Genomic DNA, 17762 nt, shown 5'->3' on the forward strand with positions numbered 1-17762 from the left:
TCGGAACTGGTAAAAAGTCCTAGGCCCCGGACCGGCATGTGACAATTCCATCCCCCCCGTCCGGGACCAGATTCGTGGTCACATTATCTGGCGCTCAGCGGCGCGCAGGCCGCCTGCAGCCATGTCTGCCCGACTTTGTCCAGATGTGGCGCGACCTGTTCAAAAACGCGTGCATGATAGGCGTCGAGCCATGCGATTTCGGTGGTGTTGAGCATGTCCACCGCGATCAGGCGGCGATCGAACGGCGCCAGCGTCAGCACCTCGAACGCCAGGAAACGCCGCGTCGCGCCCGTGGTGGCCGCCGGGGTGATCGCGGGCTGCACCAGCAGCAGGTTTTCCAGGCGGATGCCAAACGCGCCGGGGCGGTAATATCCCGGCTCGTTCGAGATGATCATCCCCGCTTCCAGCGGGACGGGGCGGTAATTGGTGGAAATGTTGCACGGCCCTTCATGCACCGACAGGTAGCTGCCGATTCCATGCCCGGTGCCATGGTCGTAATCCAGCCCGCCTTCCCACAGGGCCTGCCGCGCCAGCGCGTCGAGCGCGTGTCCCGTGGTGCCGTGCGGGAAATGGGCGCGCGCCAGCGCGATATGGCCGCGCAGGACGCGGGTAAAGGCGTCGCAGACATCATCGTCGGGCTGTTCGGGGCCGGTCCACACGGTGCGGGTGATGTCCGTGGTGCCATAGGGATACTGTCCCCCGCTGTCGATCAGGTACACCTCGTTATGGCGCAGGATGCGGTCGGTTTCGGCCGTGACGCGGTAATGGATGATCGCGCCATTGGGGCCGGAGCCGGAAATGGCGGGAAAGCTTTCCTCGCGATAATCCTGCGATCCCTTGCGGAATGCGTCCAGGCGCTGCGCCGCCTCCAGCTCGCCCGTGCCGACCCCTTCGGTGTCCAGCCAGTGCAGGAAGCGGCAGATGGCGATGGCGTCCTGTTCATGGGCGTGGCGCGCGCCCTGCTGTTCCACCTGGTTCTTGATGGCCTTGGGCAGCAGGCACGGGTCGGTGGCGCGGATGACGGTGGCGCCGGCCTGTTCCAGCGTCTGGATGAACCACACGGAATTCGCCGCCGGGTCGATCTGCACCCGCTGTCCCGCCTGCGCCGCCAGCTGCGCCGGCAGGTCATCGGGGGTGAAGACGCGCACGTCCTCCCCCAGCCATTCGCGCGTGCGCGGGGTCAGCTTGACCGGGTCAATGAACAGGGAGACGGAGGCATCCGCGTTGACGATGGCAAAGCACAGGCTCAGCGGCGTATAGGGCACATCGTTGCCACGGATGTTGAGCAGCCATGCGATGGAGGCCGGATCGCTGAGCACCACGCAGGCTTCGCCCGACGCGCGCAGCTGTGCCGCCAGCGTCTGGCGCTTGGTCAGGCTGTCGATGCCGCTATATTCAAGCGGCTGTTCCAGGCAGGGGGTGCGTGGCGGCTGGGGGCGGTCGGTCCATACGGCGTCAACCGGGTTGCGCACCAGGGCCACCAGCGTCAGTCCCGCCTGGATGAAGGGCAGGAGGGCATTTTCGCTCAGCAGGCGCGGGTCGTACCCGATCCGCGCGCCTGCGGCGTGCTGGGCCAGCCATTGGGCGGGCGGCGTTTCGCGCAGGTGCAGCCGTTCCCAGCACAGCCCGTCCACCTGATGTTCCATCTGGGTGGTATAGCGGCCATCGGAAAAGACCGCCGCGCGATCCATCAGCACCGTCGCCATGCCCGCGCTGCCGGTGAAATCCGTCAGCCACGCCAGCCGTTCGGCGCAGGGGGCGACATATTCGCCCAGATGTTCGTCCCCGCGCGGCAGGATGAAACCATCGACATTGTCCTCCCGCAGGATCTGTCGCAGGGCGCGGAGGCGGGTGGGGGCATCCGTCATGGAACGTGACTCCGTTTCTGGAATGGAAAAGCAGGCGCGCGCGTCATGTTCATGACGACGCTCAGTCGTTCGGGACAAGCCGGTAGAGGAACATCAGGTCCATCCATTTTCCGAACTTGGTCCCACATTGCGGGATCGTGCCGCCGCGCTGGAAATCGAAACGTTCATGCAGCAGGCGCGACGCCGTGTTCGACGCGGTGATGGCCGCGACCATCACATGCACGTCCGAATGGCGTGCAAGCTCGCACAGGTGCCCCAGCAGCAGGCTGCCAATGCCCCGGCGCTTGTACGCGGGGGCGATATAGATGGAATGTTCGACCGTGTGGGCATAGCCCGAAAACGGGCGGAAGGTCTTCCAGCTGCAGTATCCCGCGACCACGCCTTCCGGCGTGACGGCAACAAGGATGGGAAAGCCGTTCTTCTGGCTGTCATGCAGCCACTCCAGCCGGGCGGGCACCGTCGTCTCGCGCGTTTCCCACAGGGTGGTGCTGTTGCGGATGGCGTCGTTGATGATGTCCACGATCGCGGGGATGTCGTCGTCCGTCGCGGGACGGATATGAACGGGGGGCGTGGGCTCAGGCATCGGGTTTTCTCAGGATCAGCGTGGCCCAGTCGCCTTCGCGCAGGCGACGTTCCAGTACCAGCCCCTGCCGGCGGTGGGCCGAAAGCACCATGCGCACCTGCGTCTGCAGCAGCCCCGCGAGGATGGCCGTCCCCCCCGGCATGAGGTTGCGCGCAAGATCGCCCGCCATCGCGCACAGCGGACGCGCAAGGATGTTGGCGAAGACGAGGTCATAGGGCGCATGCCGGCGGATGGCAGGCGTGCTCCACCCGTTGCCAAGGCGGCATGTCACCATGTTGGCAAGGCCGTTCATCCGCGCGTTGCGCCGGGTGACGCGCACGGACCAGGGGTCGATGTCGGTCGCCAGAACCGGCTGTTTCAGCAGTGCTGCCGCCGCCATGGCAAGGATGCCCGACCCGCACCCGAGGTCGAGGATGCGGCGTGGCCTGCGATGGGCCACCATTTCCAGCGCGCGCAGGCACCCGCGGGTCGAACCATGTTCCCCCGACCCGAACGCGACGCCCGCATCCAGCACCAGGGTGATGCGCTGCGGGTTCGCGCCGGGTTCCAGGTGCGTGCCACGAATGGCGAACCGCTTTCCCGCCGTCTGTTCGGGAAAGGCCTCGTACGTGCGGGCAAGCCAGCCCTCGGATTCCGTGCGGGCGCGTTCCAGCGGGGCGTTCACGCCGCTCAGGGCCGCCGCCAGCACAAGTGCCGCCTGCAGTTCGGCTTCGGCATTGCCGATATCGCGCACGCCCTCGACCCGCCACCGGGTCTGGGCGTCGTCCACTTCAAAGATGCCGATGGTCGCGCAGGCGGTGGCCAGTGCATTTTCATAGGCTTCCACGGCCTCTGGCGGCACGGTGACCGAAATGGTCTCCAGTTCGGTGGCGTGGCGGCGGGGGGGAATGGTCATGATACCTGCTCAACAAAGGAATCGATCACCCGTTTGGTGCCCGCTTTTTCAAACGCGACCTCCAGACGGCTGCCTTCTGCGGACGCGACGGTGCCGTATCCGAATTTCTGGTGAAAGACGCGGGTGCCCACGGGAAAGGCACCCTTGCGCGCCTGCGTGGGGGATGTCGCGACGTCGGTGACGGGACGGCGGCGGGCGACGACCGGAAACGGGGTCGCGCCGAATACCGGCGTGCGCATCGCGCCATTGTGGCGCGCGCGCGTCGAATCGCCCACGGCCTCGATATGCTCGTCCGGCAGCTCCTCGACAAAGCGGCTGGGGATCGAGGACTGCCAGTTGCCATAGATGCGACGGTTGGCCGCATGGCTGATGATGGCGCGCAGCCGCGCGCGCGTGATGCCGACATAGGCGAGGCGGCGCTCTTCCTCCAGCCCCTTCATCCCGCCTTCATCCAGCGTGCGCTGCGACGGGAAGACGCCTTCTTCCCACCCCGGCAGGAAGACCGTATCGAACTCCAGCCCCTTGGCGCCGTGAAGGGTCATGATGTTCAGGCGTTCGTTCCCGGCATTCTCCTCCGTCTCCATCACCAGCGCCACATGTTCGAGGAAACCGCCAAGGTTCTCGAAATCGGCAAGCGCGCGCACCAGTTCCTTGAGGTTGTCGAGGCGTCCGGGCGCGTCAGGCGACTTGTCCGCCTTCCACATGTCGAGATAGCCGCTGTCCTCCAGCAGGCGTTCGACCACCACCACGTGCCCTTCACGCGGCAGGTCCTCGCGGCACTGTCCGAAACAGCGCATCAGCGTCGCAAGATGTTCGCGCGCGCGTCCCTTGATCGCGCCATCGGCCAGCAGTTCCAGCACCGCCGCCGTCAGCGGGATGTCGCGCGCGCGGGCGTGGAGGTGGAGTTTCTGCAGCCCCGTCGCGCCGATGCCCCGGCGTGGCACGTTGATGATGCGTTCGAACGCAAGGTCGTCCGAAGGCTGGTTCAGCACCCGCATGTAGGCCAGCGCGTCGCGGATTTCGGCGCGTTCGTAAAAACGCAGGCCACCCACCACGCGATAGGGCAGGCCGATGGTGATCAGCCGCTCCTCGAACGCACGGGTCTGGAAGCCGGCGCGGACAAGGATGGCGCATTCCGCCAGCGAATGGCCGTCATTGCGCAGGCGTTCCACCTCCTCGCACACCATGCGGGCCTCGTCATCGGAATCCCATACCGCGACGACGCGCACCTTCTCGCCTTCCGCGTCCTCGCGTCCCGGCTGCAGCGTCTTGCCCAGCCGTTCCTCGTTATGTGCGATCAGGCCGGACGCCGCGCCAAGGATCTGGCGCGTGGAGCGGTAGTTGCGTTCCAGCCGCACGACCTTCGCGCCGGGGAAGTCGCGTTCGAAGCGCAGGATGTTTTCCACCTCCGCCCCGCGCCAGGAATAGATCGACTGGTCATCATCGCCCACGCAGCAGATGTTGGCCCGCCCGTCCCCGCGTTGCGCCAGCAGGCGCAGCCACAGGTACTGGATCGTGTTGGTGTCCTGGTATTCATCGACAAGGATATAGCGGAAGAAACGGTGATACTGCGCCAGCACGTCGGGATGGGTGCGCATGATTTCGGTCATGTGCAGCATCAGGTCGCCGAAATCGCATGCGTTCAGCTGGATCAGGCGTTTCTGGTAATCGGCATAGATCGCGCGGCATTTGCCATCGGCGAAATCACAGTCCTCGGCATCGCTGACGCGATCGGGCGTCAGGCCCCGGTCCTTCCACCGCTGGATGACGCCCATGATGCCCTGTGGCGGCCAGCGTTTGGTGTCGATGCGGCGCGGTTCGATCACCTGCTTGAGCAGCCGGATCTGGTCATCGGTGTCGAGGATGGTGAAGCTGCTGGTCAGTCCGACATATTCCGCGTGGCGGCGCAGCATGCGCGCGCACAGGGAATGGAACGTCCCCAGCCACAGCCCCTCCACCGGCGCGCCGAGCAGTGCGCCGATTCGCTCCCGCATTTCGCGGGCGGCCTTGTTCGTGAAGGTCACGGCAAGGATCTGGTTGGGCCGCGCCCGTCCCGACAGCAGGATATGGGCAAAGCGCGTGGTCAGCACGCGCGTCTTGCCCGTGCCCGCCCCGGCAAGGACAAGCAGCGGACCGTCCGTCGTCTCGATCGCGGCGCGCTGTTCCGGGTTCAGCCGGGCGAGGTACTCGGGCGCGCCTTCGTCGGGAATGCGCGTGGGGGGGAAAAGACTGTCCATCACATGGTTACCTATAGCAATGTCCTTGCCAACAGGCCATGACGCACACGCATCGGGAACTGAAACGCTGCCGGACATGACAGGGCGGCCGCACGGAATGAAGGGGGACAGGTGGCATCGCGCGCGGATGGCAGGGGAAGTGGATCAGGAAACAGCGGGCCGGGCGGGCACCGCGCACGCATGCGCGCGCGCATACGCGCCGCCGGGGAGGGATCGCTGGCGGATTACGAGATTCTGGAGGTGCTGCTGTTCGCCGCCATTCCCCGTCGCGATACCAAGCCGATGGCCAAGGACCTGATCGCGCGTTTCGGCTCCCTTGGCGGGGTGCTGTCGGCAGGGGCGGGGGAACTGCGTGCCGCCGGTGCCGGGCCGCGTGCCTGCGCCGTGCTGGGGCTGCCCGCGCTGGTGGCGGGACGGCTGTGCCGGGGGGACGGGCGATCGCGTCCGTACATCCATGACCTGCAGGCGGCATGGACCCATTACGCCACCACCCGCGATGCCATGCCCGCGTCGTCGCGCGATGGGCAGGACAGCAATGCGCAGGGACAGGTGACGATCCTGCTGCTGGACGCGGGCAACCGCCTGGTGGGCGATGAACGGGTGCCCGCGGGCCCGCCCGCCGACATGTGCCGGACGATCCTGCAGCGCGTGCTGCACCTGCATGCGGTTTCGATGGTGGCGGTATGGGAGGGCGGGACGTTCCCGCCCGCGCCCCGGCTGCTGGAGGACGCGGCCGTCGTCATGCGGCAGGTGGAGGCCCATGGTCGCCTGCTGTCCACGGTCATGCATGACTGCATCATCGCGGGCGCGAAGGAGTGGACCTCCCTGCGGCGGGAGAAGATGCTTTAGGTAGAGCCTGAAAGGGCAGGCCCCAAACCCTGAAATCATAAAAGTTTTTGGTGAAGCTTTTTGCAAAAAGCTTCGTAAGACGTCGCCTTTACTGAAAAAAGGCGACACCCAATAAACTTCTGTTTTCAAACAGCCTGCCAAGGATCAGGCGGCATGCTTCGCCATCAGTTCGAACTGCGTGGCGATGGCCTGCAGGAGTTCGTCCGGCTGGCTGACCAGCGCATCGGCGCCCGCCGCGATCAGTTCGTCGCGTCCCCCATATCCCCACAGCACGCCCAGCGCGCGGACATGGTTCGCATGCGCGCCCGTGATGTCGAAGCGGCGGTCGCCGATCATCAGCGCATGGTTGCGCGCCACGTCATGTTCGCGCAGCAGTGCGGCGATCAGTTCCGGCTTTTCCGCGCCGCTGTCATCGGCGCGCGCGCCTGACAGGCCGTCGAAATACTCCGACAGTCCGCGCAGGTGCAGGATCTTGCGCGCCAGGTAGCGTGGCTTTGACGTGGCGATGAAAAGCTGCGTGCCCCCGGCATGCAGGGTTTCGATGACATGGCGCATTCCGTCGAACAGCGGGCTTTTGCGCATGCCGCCGCCTTCGTAATGCCTGCGGTACAGGTCCATCGCCTCGTCTACGCGGTCGTCGCCGTAATGGGCCAGGATATGCCCCAGAAGATCACGCAGCGGCGGTCCCACCACCCATGTCAGGTCGATCGACAGGTCCGGTTCATGGCCAAGGTCGCGCAGGACGGCATGGATGGATTCGATGATGCCGTCATGGGAACGGATGATCGTGCCGTCCAGATCGAACAGGACCGCATTGCGCGGGGCAGGGGGGATGGAAAAATTCATGCGGGTATGTGACCTCCGTCTGTTATCGATTATTGGTTCCCATTATGCCCTGTCGTCGGGCTGTCTGTCCTGAATTTATCGACACATGCACGGGGTTGGCCGCGAATGGGACTGCACGGATCGCCACATGACGCCCCGCCCGCGCCATGGGAGGGCGAAAATGACGCGGCGGGGATGGATGACCGGACACTCCTGCGCCATGTGATCCGGACGCTGGATCCCCGCCATGCCGATGCCGACGTTCTGGCCGATATCCTGCTGGCGCGCTTCGGATCCGCCGGGATGGTGCTGTCGGCATCCCCGCAGGATCTTGACGCGGTGACGGGCATGTATCCCATGCTTTCCCCCCTGATCGCCGCCCTGCGGGAGGCGGCGCTGCGCCTGCACCGTGCCTATGTACGCCATGGCGATGCGCTGTCGGGGCATCGTCGCATCGTGGATTACCTGCAGGCGGTGATGGGTCATGACAGCACCGAACAGTTCAGGGTGCTGTTCCTTGACGCTGCCTACCGGCTGGTGGATGACCGGGTGCTGGGGGTGGGGACCGTTAATCAGGCCCCCGTCTACCCGCGTGAAATCATGCGCCACGCCATGGATCTGGATGCCCGTATCCTGATCCTCGCGCATAATCACCCCAGCGGCGATCCCATGCCGTCCGCGGCGGATATCCAGATGACGATGCACATAGAACAGATCGCGCGCGTCATGGGCATCCGCCTGCATGACCATATGGTCGTGGGAAACGGCCGCAGCCTCAGTTTCCGCAGGGCGGGCCTGATCTAGGGCCTCAGTCCCCGTCCGCCGGCGTCGCGAGGGGGCCCAGCGCCGCCTCCACCCCGAATTCCCCCGGCAGGCCGCCATAGGGGAACAGCACGTTGACATGTCCCATCTTGCGCCCCGGACGGGCCTCCGCCTTGCCGTAATGGTGGGCCAGCAGGCCGGGGGCAGCCATGATCCGGGGCCACAGGGCCATGTCGTCGGGGCCGATCAGGTTTTTCATCGCCGCGTCGCTATGGCGCGTCGCGGGCGGCAGCGGCAGCCCGGTGACCGCGCGGACATGCATCTCGAACTGGTCCACCGGACAGGCATCCATGGTCCAGTGACCCGAATTGTGCGGACGCGGGGCGATTTCATTGACCAGCAGCCCCCCGTCGCGATCGACAAACATCTCCACCCCCATGATGCCGGTCAGGTCCAGCGCACGGGCGATTTCGGCTGCCAGTTCGCGGGCGCGCTGTGCAAGTCCGTCGGAAATCCGCGCGGGGGCAAGGCTGAGGTCAAGGATGCCGTTGCGGTGACGGTTTTCCGTCGTATCGAACGTGACGGTCCCGCCCATGGCGTTGCGCGCCACCATGACGCTGACCTCGCACGCGAAATCGATCATGCCCTCCGCCACCAGCGGATGGGGGGCAAGGCGGGAAAATGCGGCGGACAGGTCTTCCGGCGCGTGGATGCGCGCCTGTCCCTTGCCATCATATCCCAGCCGCGTGGTCTTGAGGATGAATGGATAGCCAAGTTGCGTGGCCGCGACCTGCAGGTCGGCCTCGTTCTCCACCAGATGGAAAGGGGCGATGGGGATTCCGGCATCCCGCAGGAATGTCTTTTCCGCAATGCGGTCTTGGCTGATGCGCAGGATCCTGCCTGACGGATGGACCGGGCGGAGGGAGGAAAGCAGGTCCAGCCCGTCGGCGCTGATGTTTTCGAATTCGAACGTCACGACATCCACCGCATTGGCAAAGCGGCGCAGCGCGTCATGGTCGTCATAGGCGCCGATGGTCACCGCATGGGCGACCTGCGCGGCCGGGCCATCGGCCTGCGACGTCAGGATATGGGCGCGAAAGCCCAGGCGTGCCGCGGCGATGGCCGACATGCGGCCAAGCTGCCCGCCGCCAACGATGCCAAGGACGGAGTTCGGGGAAAGCGGCGTCATCGCACGGGCTCCTGCGCGACGGACTCCGTCTGGGTCGCGCGCCACGTTTCCAGCCGCTGCGTCAGCGCGGCATCACCAAGCGACAGGATGGACGCGGCCAGCAGCCCGGCGTTCTTCGCCCCCGCGCGACCGATCGCAAGCGTGCCGACCGGCACGCCGCCGGGCATCTGGACGATCGACAGCAGGCTGTCCATTCCCTTGAGCGCCTGCGATTCGACCGGCACCCCCAGCACCGGCAGGCTGGTCCACGCGGCGCACATGCCCGGCAGGTGGGCGGCGCCGCCCGCCCCGGCGATAATCACCGACAGCCCCCGCCCGCGCGCCGTCCGCGCGTATTCCGCCAGCCGGTCCGGCGTGCGGTGGGCGGACACGATCCGGATTTCATGGGCAATCTCCAGCTCCTCCAGAACGGCGGCGGTATGGCGCATCGTTTCCCAGTCGGACTGGCTGCCCATGATCAGCCCCACATGCACGGCGCTGTCCTTGGCGGAGGAAGGGGCAGGGGAATTGGTCACGGCGTCTTTACTTTCACGGCTTTGCGGCAGGAAGGGCGGATATGCCAGCGGCAGTTAGAAGAAATGCCGCGATCAGGCAATGCTGTCGGGGATCAGGCGGCTTTCGAGCCACATGATTTCATCCTTGAGCAGCAGCTTGCGCTTTTTCAGGCGCTGGATATGCAGCTGGTCCACTGGCTGTTCGCCCATCCGGCTGATGACGGTGTCAAGGTCGCGATGCTCGCTGCGCAGCTCGTGCAGCTTGCGAAGGAGGGTATCCCGGTCTGTCAGCATGGCGCTCCATCCAGCACATGAACATGATGCCATCCTAAGCACATCGCATGCAAAAAACGAAATGATGGCGAATTCGCGCAAGGGTGCGATTTTGTCATGGCATCGGGCAATCGGGTTGCGTTAGCGTACCCCCGTCGTAGCCAAACATGCTGGAGGAGAGTCCATGCTGTACGAAGCGCGTATCAACAGCCTCAAAACCCGTCATGCCCGTCTGGATGACCAGATTTTTGACGAAGACAGGCGCCCCATGCCCGACCAGCGGGTACTGATGCGACTCAAGCTTGAGAAACTGCGGCTCAAGGAAGAAATCGAACGGCTCAGCCTTCAGGGCTGAAACATGGCCCGTCCCCCTGTCGCGCGGGGCGCAGGGGGACGGTAGCCCGCAGATCAGACCGGGTCGTTGTCGAGTTCGATCGGCGGCGGGACGGCCTGTCCCTCCCGGGCGAGGCGATCGTTGGCGGCCGTCACCATCGCGTTCAGGTCCGTCTGGCTGCACAGGCCCAGAATGACCGGGTCGCGCGGCTTGATGTTCGCGCTGTTCCAATGCTGGCGCGTGCGGACCTTTTCAATCGTGTCCTTGGTCGTGCCCAGCAGCTTGACCATCTGCACATCCGACAGCTGCGGGAAATTGCGCAGCAGGAACGCAATCGCGTCGGGGCGGTCATTCCGCTTGGCCACCGGGGTATAGCGCGCGCCCTTGGACCGGCGATGGATCGGGTTGGGGGCCGGCAGGACCTTCAGGCGCTGTGCCGGGTCCTTTTCGCAGCGGTCGATTTCCGCCTGCGTGACCTGATGATTCTTGACCGGGTCATAACCCACGATCCCCTGCGCGACCTCGCCATCCGCGATTGCCTGGACCTCCAGCGGATGCATGCCGCAGAATTCGGCGATCTGGGTAAAGGTCAGCGCAGTCTTTTCAATCAGCCACACGGCGGTGGCCTTGGGCATAAGGGGCAGAGCGTTCATTGCAAGACAGGTCCTACTGCGTGTGATGGCGCCACGCGCAGGCACCTCGGAACGAAGGGCAAATCGTCAATGCCCCCGCGGGCATCGTGCGTGCCTGCTGGCGCGCAAGAAACAAAAGCACTTGATGGGATGGGATATGAAGGCGCGGCCATGCAAAGGTCAAGTGGGTTGTGCGCGCAACGGCGCATTTCATCACCATTGCCGAGGTGCGGCCCTGTAAATGAAAATAAGGGGAGGCCGCGATAATGCGGCCTCCCCTTTGACTGTCTGCCTGACCGCACCTGTTCCCGTCAGGCGGCCTGCCGGGCGGCGCCTGCGTGGCTGGCCTCCGCATCATGCGCGCCGAACGTGCCTGGCAATGGCGCGGGGACGGAGCCTGTTGTGGCATGTTCGCCGGCCCCGGCTGCCTGTGGCGCGGACGCGGCATGTTCGGCCGGGGTCGGAACCGTGGCGCGCGCGCCGGACGAAATGGGAATGCGCCGTGGCTTCAGCGCCTCGGGGACGATGTGGCGCACCGCGATGCACAGCAGCCCGTTATCGAGGTTGGCGTCTTCGACCACGATATGGTCAGCCAGCACGAAGCGACGCTCGAACGCGCGCTTTGCGATGCCACGATACAGCATTTCGCGGTCGGGCTGCGTGCTGGACACGCGTCCGGCGACGATGAGCGTGTTGTCCTGCACCGTCAGTTCGATGTCATCCGGCCCGAAACCCGCCACCGCCATCGTCAGCACGTACTGCGACTCCGCCAGCTTTTCGATGTTGTAGGGGGGATAGGACGGGCTGACAGGATTCTGTGCCGCCGTGTCGACCAGTTGCGCCAGACGATCGAAACCGATCGCGCTGCGGAACAGGGGGGCAAAATCGTAACTCATAAAAACCTCCTGAAAGTGAGCAAGGCCTGTTGTCACGCGGTCCCTCGATACGGAGCGGACCGCCATTTCCGGTAGTTCGCCGCAACCCGTCATGCGGCATTGCGACACACTGGAAATGGAAATGCCCGGTCCCTTTTTCAAGGGCCGGGCATTCACGTGCTGGCAGGCAGGCCTGACTGCGGGCGGAGGTTTTACGCCCCTCAGGACTTCTTGCGCTGGCCCAGGCCGCCGAACTTCTTGTTGAACTTCGCCACCTGGCCCCCGGTATCGAGCATGCGCTGCACGCCCGTCCACGCCGGATGCGACTTCGGATCGACGTCCAGACGCAGGGTCGCGCCCGGCGTGCCATAGCAGGAACGGGTCTTGAACTCGGTCCCGTCGGTCATGACGACAGTGATTTCGTGATAGTCGGGATGGATGCCGGGTTTCATGTTCAACAACTTTCGCGCGTTGGGGGCCCCGATGCCGACCGGGGCATAACTTTCGCTGGCGTATAGACGAGGACGCCGTCCCGATCAACATCTGATTGTCCCGCCAGGCGGCGCCATGCCGGCACATGCGGTTTTTCATGTATCCATCACGTTACACTCGGCGGAAATCTGTCACCTTTCCGCATCACCCGGATGACGGAGCGCATGGCATGTCATTTCCCATGTCGTAAATAAGATGACAGATTGTTAGACAGTGCAGGAGAGTGATTTTCAAAAGAGGATGATACAGCATGGCGCAAAAGCCAACGCACCTGCATGTGCCTGAAATCCACGCCCCCAGCTGGCTGGGGGATTTCCGCGCGTTCCTGATGCGCGGCAACGTGGTTGATCTTGCAGTCGGTGTGATCATCGGCGCGGCTTTCACCGCGATCGTCAACAGCCTGGTGAAGGATATCTTCACCCCGTTCCTGGGCCTCCTGATCGGGGGCATCGATTTCACGAACCTTTTCATCACCCTGCGCGGGCCGCACATGCCCACGCTGGCGGATGCGCAGAAGGCCGGCGCGGTGACGCTGAATATCGGCGTGTTCCTCAATGCCGTGATCCAGTTCATCATTATCGGCTTTGTGATTTTCTGGGTGGTGCGGATCATTTCGCGCTTCGCCGCCAAGAAGGAGGCAGCGCCCGCCGCTCCGCCGCCGCCGCCGCGCAGCGAAGTGCTGCTTCAGGAAATCCTTGATGTCCTCAAGGAACAGGAAAAGACAAAGACGACGCCGTCCGCCTGATACGGCTTCGCGGTTGCGTCCATGCGGGGCGGGTCCGGCCATGGTGCCGGACCCGCCTTTTGCATTCATGGGGATATTGCTGCCGGGCGGCCGTGACGCGATCCCTTGCCCATCGTGTCACGGAACGTGCTAGGCTTCGGCCCGATGAAAAGTATTTTCAGGCGATTACGAACATCGGTCCTCGCCGTGGCCGGTTGCTGCATTCTTGCGGGTTGTCATGGACAACAGCAGGTGCGTGATGTCAATCACCTGCCCCGCGACGTGCAGAACTACCTCCTGGTGACCACCTACGCGATGGCGGAAGGGGGGCTGCTCAGCCGTATCCAGGATGGCGCCCTGTCGCGTGATCAGGTGCTGGACATGTCGATTTCCCTGAAATACGGCAGGCTCATGGTCCTGAACAACCTGATGCATCCTTCCCACCGCCGGCGGGAACGCGCGCGTCAGGCGGTGGAACTGATCATCGCCTGCACGGCGCAGCCGGACACCCTCAGCAAGGATGCGCCGCCCGCGCCGCACTGCATCGCCGATCCCCATGCCCTGCTGAAGAATGCCAGCAAAATAAAGCCGCCACGATAAGAGGCCGGTTGAAATAACCTGCCGATAAAAAATGACAGAAGTTTTTGGTGAAGCTTTTTGCAAAAAGCTTCCTAAGACGCCGCCTTTCCGAAAAAAAAGGCGACACCCGGAAGCTTTTATGATTTCAGCGGATTATTGAACCGACCCCGGGTAATCGGCTGCAATGGCGGCGAACGACCCACAAATGACCGCCCCCGGAAGACCATGCCCGGGGGCCATGCTCACCGGGGGGCAGGCGGGGTGGCTCAGTTGCGCGCGGGCGGACGCGCGCTGCGGCGCAGCCGCTTTTCCCCCAGCAGCAACAGCAGGGGGGCCGCGATGAAGATGGACGAGGACGTGCCCACCACGATCCCGAACAGCATGACCCATGCAAAGCCCGACAGGCTCGCGCCCCCGAACAGGGCCAGCGGAAGGGCGGCAAGGAACACCGTCGAGGACGTGCCCAGCGTGCGGCTCAGCGTTTCGTTGATCGACAGGTTGATCAGTTCCGCCAGCGGCATGGAACGGTACTTGCGCAGGTTTTCGCGGATACGGTCATAGACCACCACCTTGTCGTTGGTGGAATAGCCAAGGATCGTCAGGATCGCGGCGACCATCACAAGGTCGAATTCGAAATGCGTCAGCACAAGGAACCCAACGGTCTTGGTCAGGTCCAGCACCAGCGTGACCACGGCGCTGACCGCGAATTCCCATTCGAAACGGAACCAGATATAGGCCAGGATCATCAGCAGGCTGATGCCCAGCGCCAGCATGCCGTTGCGAAACAGTTCCGCCGATACCGACGCCCCGACCGCGTCGGCGCGCAGGACCTGCGCGCCGGGGATGGTGCCGATGGCGTGGCGCACGGAATCCACCAGCGCCTGCGTCTGCGCCTCATGCGCGGGATCGCTCTGCGCCGGGGTATCGAGGCGGATCAGCACATCGTCCGGGCCGCCGAATGACTGCACGCCGGCGGCCGAGACATGCTGCGCCGCCAGCGCCGCGCGGATGGCCGGCACATCGGCCGGCCCCTGCGTGTGGGCTTCCACCACGATGCCGCCCCGAAAGTCGAGGCCGAGCGTCAGGCCGGGGTGGAAAAACAGGATCAGGGAGGCGATCGACAGCACGGCCGACGTCGCAAGCCCGATGAAGCGCCCGCGCATGAAATCGATTTTCGTGCCACGGGGAACAAAACGCAGAAGGGGACGATCAAGCATCATGTCAGCGCGCCTCAGACCGGCAGGACTGTCGGACGGGTGCGCGCGTACCAGCGCACCATCAGCATCCGCGACAGCACAAGGGTGGTAAACAGGGTCGTCACGATGCCGATCGTGATGGTCAGGGCAAAGCCCTTGACCGGCCCGGTTCCGAAAACGAACAGCATGACATGCGCCAGCAGGGCGGTGGCATTGCTGTCGATGATGGTGGAGGTCGCGCGTTCAAAACCCGCCTGCATCGCCTGCAGGGCGGTGCGGCCGCGCGCGATTTCCTCGCGGATGCGTTCGTTGATCAGGATGTTGGCATCCACGGCCATGCCCAGGGTCAGCAGCATGCCCGCCATGCCCGGCAGCGTCAGCGTCGCCTCGAACATCGACAGGATCGCGATCATCAGCACCAGGTTCGCCAGCAGCGCGATGTTCGCGTACCAGCCGAACCGGCCATAGAACAGCGCCATGAACACGATCACCAGCACAAGCCCGGCCAGCAGGCTCATCGCGCCGGCCCGGATCGAATCGGCGCCCAGCGACGGCCCGATCGAACGCTGCTCGATCACGTTCAGTGGCGCGGGCAGCGCGCCGGCCCGCAGCAGCAGCGCCATGTCGGTCGCCTGCTGCGCGCTGAACCCGCCGGTGATCTGGCCCGACCCGCCGGTAATGGCGGTGCGGATGACCGGGGCCTCGATCACCTTGTTGTCCAGCACGATGGCGAAACGCTTGCCGACATTGGTGCGCGTGACCTCGCCAAACTGGCGGGCACCCACGGAATCAAAGGTGAAGTTGACGGCCCATTCGCCGCTCTGCTGGTCGATGGAAGCACTGGCGTTGGTCAGGTCCGCGCCATCGACATCGACATGGTTATAGACCGGAAGCGTGCCCAGTGCCGCGTCGCTCATCGGCAGGATGGTCACGCCGGGCGGCGGCACGGCCGACCCGATCGCGGAATCCGCGACAAGGTGGAAGGTCATCTTCGCCGTCGTGCCCAGCAGGTGCTTTACGCGCTCGGGGTCGCTGATGCCGGGCAGTTCGACAATGATCCGGTCCTCGCCCTGGCGGGTGATCTGCGGGTCGATCGCGCCGGTGGCGTCAATGCGGCGTCGGACGATTTCGATCGACTGGGTGATGGCGTCGCGCGCGCGCTGGTGGCTGGCCTCGTCCGACAGGGCGACGGACACCAGGCCGTCAGGCGCCTGTGTCACCGTGAACTCCGACGGCACGTTCATCGGCATCGCCCGCAGCGCCTTCAGGTCGGCCTCGGCCTCAGTCGGTGCGCGCGGGGTGAACGTCACCGCCCGCGTGCCCGTGGTGAGGTTGCGGTAGCCAAGCCCGTTCTTCAGCAGCGTCTGGCGCGTTTCATCGGTCAGGGTCCGCAGGCGGTCGGATGTGACGCTCTGCATGTCCACCTGAAGCAGCAGGTAGGACCCGCCGCGCAGGTCAAGCCCGAGGTGAATCTGCCGCCACGGGATGGAGGCCACGGGCTGGCGTATGAAATTGGGCAGGCACAGCGCCAGGCCGATGAGGCATACGCCAAGGACCGAAGCCATCTTGAGCCGACTATAATACATCATGACTGAAAGGAGTGCTCCCCACGCCCGGCCGCGACCGGCTCCCTGTCTGTTGGTGTCGTATCTGCTGGCGCCATGGTGCCATGACGCATCACAACAGGGCGGGAACATGCCGGTCCACAGCGCAGGATGCAACCGCTGTTGCGGATGTCGGGATCATTGCGTTGCCGTTTTGTCGCATCCACGTGACCCGGATGGCGCGGGACCCTGCCGCCCGTGGTGGGGGCTGGGGTGCGGGGGCGCGGGTTGTTAATCGCGCCCATTCATGACACTGCTCGAAAAAAACATGGATGGCTTGGAGCGGCGGCAATGACGCAGGCACGATCGGATGGCGCGACGGCGGGACGGCGGTTAAGGGTCGGAATCGCGGGGGCGGGGCATTTCGGGCGTTACCATGCGCTCAAGGTCGCGTCCTCCGCCCGGGAAAGCCTGTCGGGCATATACGATCCCGACCATGCGCGCGCCGAACAGGTCGGGCGGGAGGCAGGCGGTGCGCCCGCCCTGTCCTATGCCCGGCTGCTGGAAGTTTCCGATGCCATCGTGGTGGCGGCCCCTGCGGAGTATCATTTCGAACTGGCGCAGCAGGCGCTGGAGGCGGGGCGGCATGTCCTTGTCGAAAAGCCGATCGCCGCGACGCTGGAACAGGCCGACCGTCTGGCGGCACTGGCTGGCGCGCGTGGGCTGGTACTGCAGGTTGGCCACCTCCTGCGTTATTCCGCGGAACATCGCGCCATTACCGAGCGGATCAGCCGCCCGCTTTATATCGAGGCCACGCGTATCGCGCCGTACAAGCCGCGCGGCACGGATGTTTCCGTCATCCTCGACCTGATGATCCATGACCTGGACCTCGTGCTTGCGATCGTGGACAGCCCGATCGAAAGTGTCGATGCACTGGGGGCGGCCGTCAGTTCGGAGCATGAAGACATCGCCAACGCGCGCGTGCGGTTTGAAAATGGCTGTGTCGCGACCATTACCGCCAGCCGCATTTCGCTGAAGACCGAGCGGCGCATGCGCCTTTTCTCGCAGGAGGGATACCTGTCGGCGGATTTCATGCGGCGCGAACTGACGATGATCGGGCGCAAAAGCGGCCTGCCCCTGCCGGGGACGGGGGGCTTCCGGCGGCAGAGCGTGACGTGGAGCGACCATGACACGCTGGCGGCGGAGCACGAGGCGTTCGCGGCGTCCTGTCTTGATGGCGCGCCGGTTCTGGTCGATGCGCAGGCGGGTCGCCGGGCACTGGCCGCCGCCCTTGCCGTGGGGCAAAGCATCGCGGACACCCGCGCGCGGATGGAAGCATCAGGCGTGCTGCGTTTCCCGGACTGATCATGATGCGGGCATGACGGCCCGGGCCAGGGACTGTTTATTGATG

Annotated in this window: 19 protein-coding genes; 6 read left to right on the forward strand and 13 right to left on the reverse strand. The window is 64.9% G+C overall.

All coding sequences use genetic code 11. From position 1 onward, the window contains the following. Positions 1-83: 83 nt before the first annotated feature. The 4 genes from CFR71_RS03765 to CFR71_RS03780 all read right to left on the reverse strand — a co-directional run bounded on the left by CFR71_RS03765 (position 84) and on the right by CFR71_RS03780 (position 5583). Positions 84-1868 carry an aminopeptidase P family protein gene (locus CFR71_RS03765; protein WP_110527169.1) on the reverse strand — a complete coding sequence of 595 codons (1785 nt, stop codon included), beginning with the start codon at positions 1866-1868 and terminating at the stop codon, positions 84-86. 61 nt (positions 1869-1929) lie between these two features. Next, a complete protein-coding gene (locus tag CFR71_RS03770) occupies positions 1930-2451 on the reverse strand; it encodes a GNAT family N-acetyltransferase (protein WP_110527172.1) in 522 nt (173 codons plus the stop codon). Then, positions 2444-3346 carry a 50S ribosomal protein L11 methyltransferase gene (locus CFR71_RS03775; RefSeq protein WP_110527175.1) on the reverse strand — a complete coding sequence of 301 codons (903 nt, stop codon included), beginning with the start codon at positions 3344-3346 and terminating at the stop codon, positions 2444-2446. Before CFR71_RS03775 ends, CFR71_RS03770 begins: the two co-directional genes overlap by 8 nt. Beyond that, positions 3343-5583 (reverse strand): ATP-dependent helicase, encoded by a 2241-nt coding sequence (locus tag CFR71_RS03780; RefSeq protein WP_110527584.1) that lies wholly within the window; start codon positions 5581-5583, stop codon positions 3343-3345. The genes CFR71_RS03775 and CFR71_RS03780 overlap by 4 nt, the downstream gene beginning before the upstream one ends. 111 nt (positions 5584-5694) lie before the next feature. Between CFR71_RS03780 and CFR71_RS03785 the strand changes: the two genes are divergently transcribed. After that, positions 5695-6432, forward strand: a complete 738-nt coding sequence (locus tag CFR71_RS03785) for a JAB domain-containing protein (protein WP_239020252.1) — start codon at positions 5695-5697, stop codon at positions 6430-6432. 144 nt (positions 6433-6576) lie between these two features. Here the strand turns inward: CFR71_RS03785 and CFR71_RS03790 are convergent, their stop codons facing one another. Continuing rightward, complete coding sequence (locus tag CFR71_RS03790) at positions 6577-7278, reverse strand: HAD hydrolase-like protein (protein WP_110527181.1); 702 nt, start codon at positions 7276-7278, stop codon at positions 6577-6579. Between the two features lie 105 nt (positions 7279-7383). Here CFR71_RS03790 and CFR71_RS03795 point away from each other — a divergent pair, with 105 nt between their 5' ends. Continuing rightward, positions 7384-8061: a JAB domain-containing protein gene (locus CFR71_RS03795; RefSeq protein ID WP_110527184.1), complete on the forward strand. Its 678-nt coding sequence runs from the start codon at positions 7384-7386 to the stop codon at positions 8059-8061. A gap of 4 nt (positions 8062-8065) precedes the next feature. Here CFR71_RS03795 and CFR71_RS03800 read toward each other — a convergent pair whose 3' ends face one another. From CFR71_RS03800 to CFR71_RS03810, 3 genes are all read right to left on the reverse strand, one after another. Then, a complete protein-coding gene (locus CFR71_RS03800; RefSeq protein ID WP_110527186.1) occupies positions 8066-9208 on the reverse strand; it encodes a 5-(carboxyamino)imidazole ribonucleotide synthase in 1143 nt (380 codons plus the stop codon). Further along, the gene (gene purE / locus CFR71_RS03805) at positions 9205-9663 is read right to left on the reverse strand and encodes a 5-(carboxyamino)imidazole ribonucleotide mutase (protein ID WP_110527587.1); all 459 of its coding nucleotides are present in this window, start codon (positions 9661-9663) and stop codon (positions 9205-9207) included. The genes CFR71_RS03800 and purE overlap by 4 nt, the downstream gene beginning before the upstream one ends. Before the next feature lie 132 nt (positions 9664-9795). Beyond that, a complete protein-coding gene (locus CFR71_RS03810; protein ID WP_110527590.1) occupies positions 9796-9996 on the reverse strand; it encodes a YdcH family protein in 201 nt (66 codons plus the stop codon). Positions 9997-10159: 163 nt separating this feature from the next. Here CFR71_RS03810 and CFR71_RS03815 point away from each other — a divergent pair, with 163 nt between their 5' ends. Continuing rightward, positions 10160-10330, forward strand: a complete 171-nt coding sequence (locus CFR71_RS03815; protein WP_110527189.1) for a YdcH family protein — start codon at positions 10160-10162, stop codon at positions 10328-10330. A 53-nt stretch (positions 10331-10383) separates the two neighbouring features. On the opposite strand, the gene CFR71_RS03820 is transcribed toward CFR71_RS03815, so the two are convergent. The 3 genes from CFR71_RS03820 to rpmE form a co-directional block, all read right to left on the reverse strand. Continuing rightward, positions 10384-10962, reverse strand: coding sequence for a DUF1013 domain-containing protein (locus CFR71_RS03820; protein ID WP_110527192.1), 579 nt, complete (start codon positions 10960-10962; stop codon positions 10384-10386). 290 nt (positions 10963-11252) lie between these two features. Next, complete coding sequence (locus tag CFR71_RS03825) at positions 11253-11837, reverse strand: Hsp20 family protein (RefSeq protein ID WP_239020253.1); 585 nt, start codon at positions 11835-11837, stop codon at positions 11253-11255. A 200-nt stretch (positions 11838-12037) separates the two neighbouring features. Next, positions 12038-12268: a 50S ribosomal protein L31 gene (gene rpmE / locus CFR71_RS03830; protein WP_110527196.1), complete on the reverse strand. Its 231-nt coding sequence runs from the start codon at positions 12266-12268 to the stop codon at positions 12038-12040. 290 nt (positions 12269-12558) lie between these two features. Here rpmE and mscL point away from each other — a divergent pair, with 290 nt between their 5' ends. Continuing rightward, on the forward strand, positions 12559-13053 hold the full coding sequence (gene mscL, locus CFR71_RS03835) for a large-conductance mechanosensitive channel protein MscL (RefSeq protein ID WP_110527199.1): 495 nt from the start codon (positions 12559-12561) through the stop codon (positions 13051-13053). A 231-nt stretch (positions 13054-13284) separates the two neighbouring features. Beyond that, on the forward strand, positions 13285-13632 hold the full coding sequence (locus CFR71_RS03840) for a hypothetical protein (RefSeq protein ID WP_110527202.1): 348 nt from the start codon (positions 13285-13287) through the stop codon (positions 13630-13632). A 245-nt stretch (positions 13633-13877) separates the two neighbouring features. Here CFR71_RS03840 and secF read toward each other — a convergent pair whose 3' ends face one another. Both secF and secD read right to left on the reverse strand, forming a co-directional pair. After that, a complete protein-coding gene (gene secF, locus CFR71_RS03845; RefSeq protein WP_110527593.1) occupies positions 13878-14828 on the reverse strand; it encodes a protein translocase subunit SecF in 951 nt (316 codons plus the stop codon). A 14-nt stretch (positions 14829-14842) separates the two neighbouring features. Then, complete coding sequence (secD, locus tag CFR71_RS03850) at positions 14843-16396, reverse strand: protein translocase subunit SecD (RefSeq protein WP_110527205.1); 1554 nt, start codon at positions 16394-16396, stop codon at positions 14843-14845. A 306-nt stretch (positions 16397-16702) separates the two neighbouring features. Here secD and CFR71_RS03855 point away from each other — a divergent pair, with 306 nt between their 5' ends. After that, on the forward strand, positions 16703-17716 hold the full coding sequence (locus CFR71_RS03855) for a Gfo/Idh/MocA family protein (RefSeq protein WP_110527208.1): 1014 nt from the start codon (positions 16703-16705) through the stop codon (positions 17714-17716). Positions 17717-17762: the final 46 nt, after the last annotated feature.

The sequence above is a fragment of the Novacetimonas pomaceti genome (genome assembly GCF_003207955.1).
Taxonomy (GTDB): Bacteria; Pseudomonadota; Alphaproteobacteria; order Acetobacterales; family Acetobacteraceae; genus Novacetimonas; species Novacetimonas pomaceti.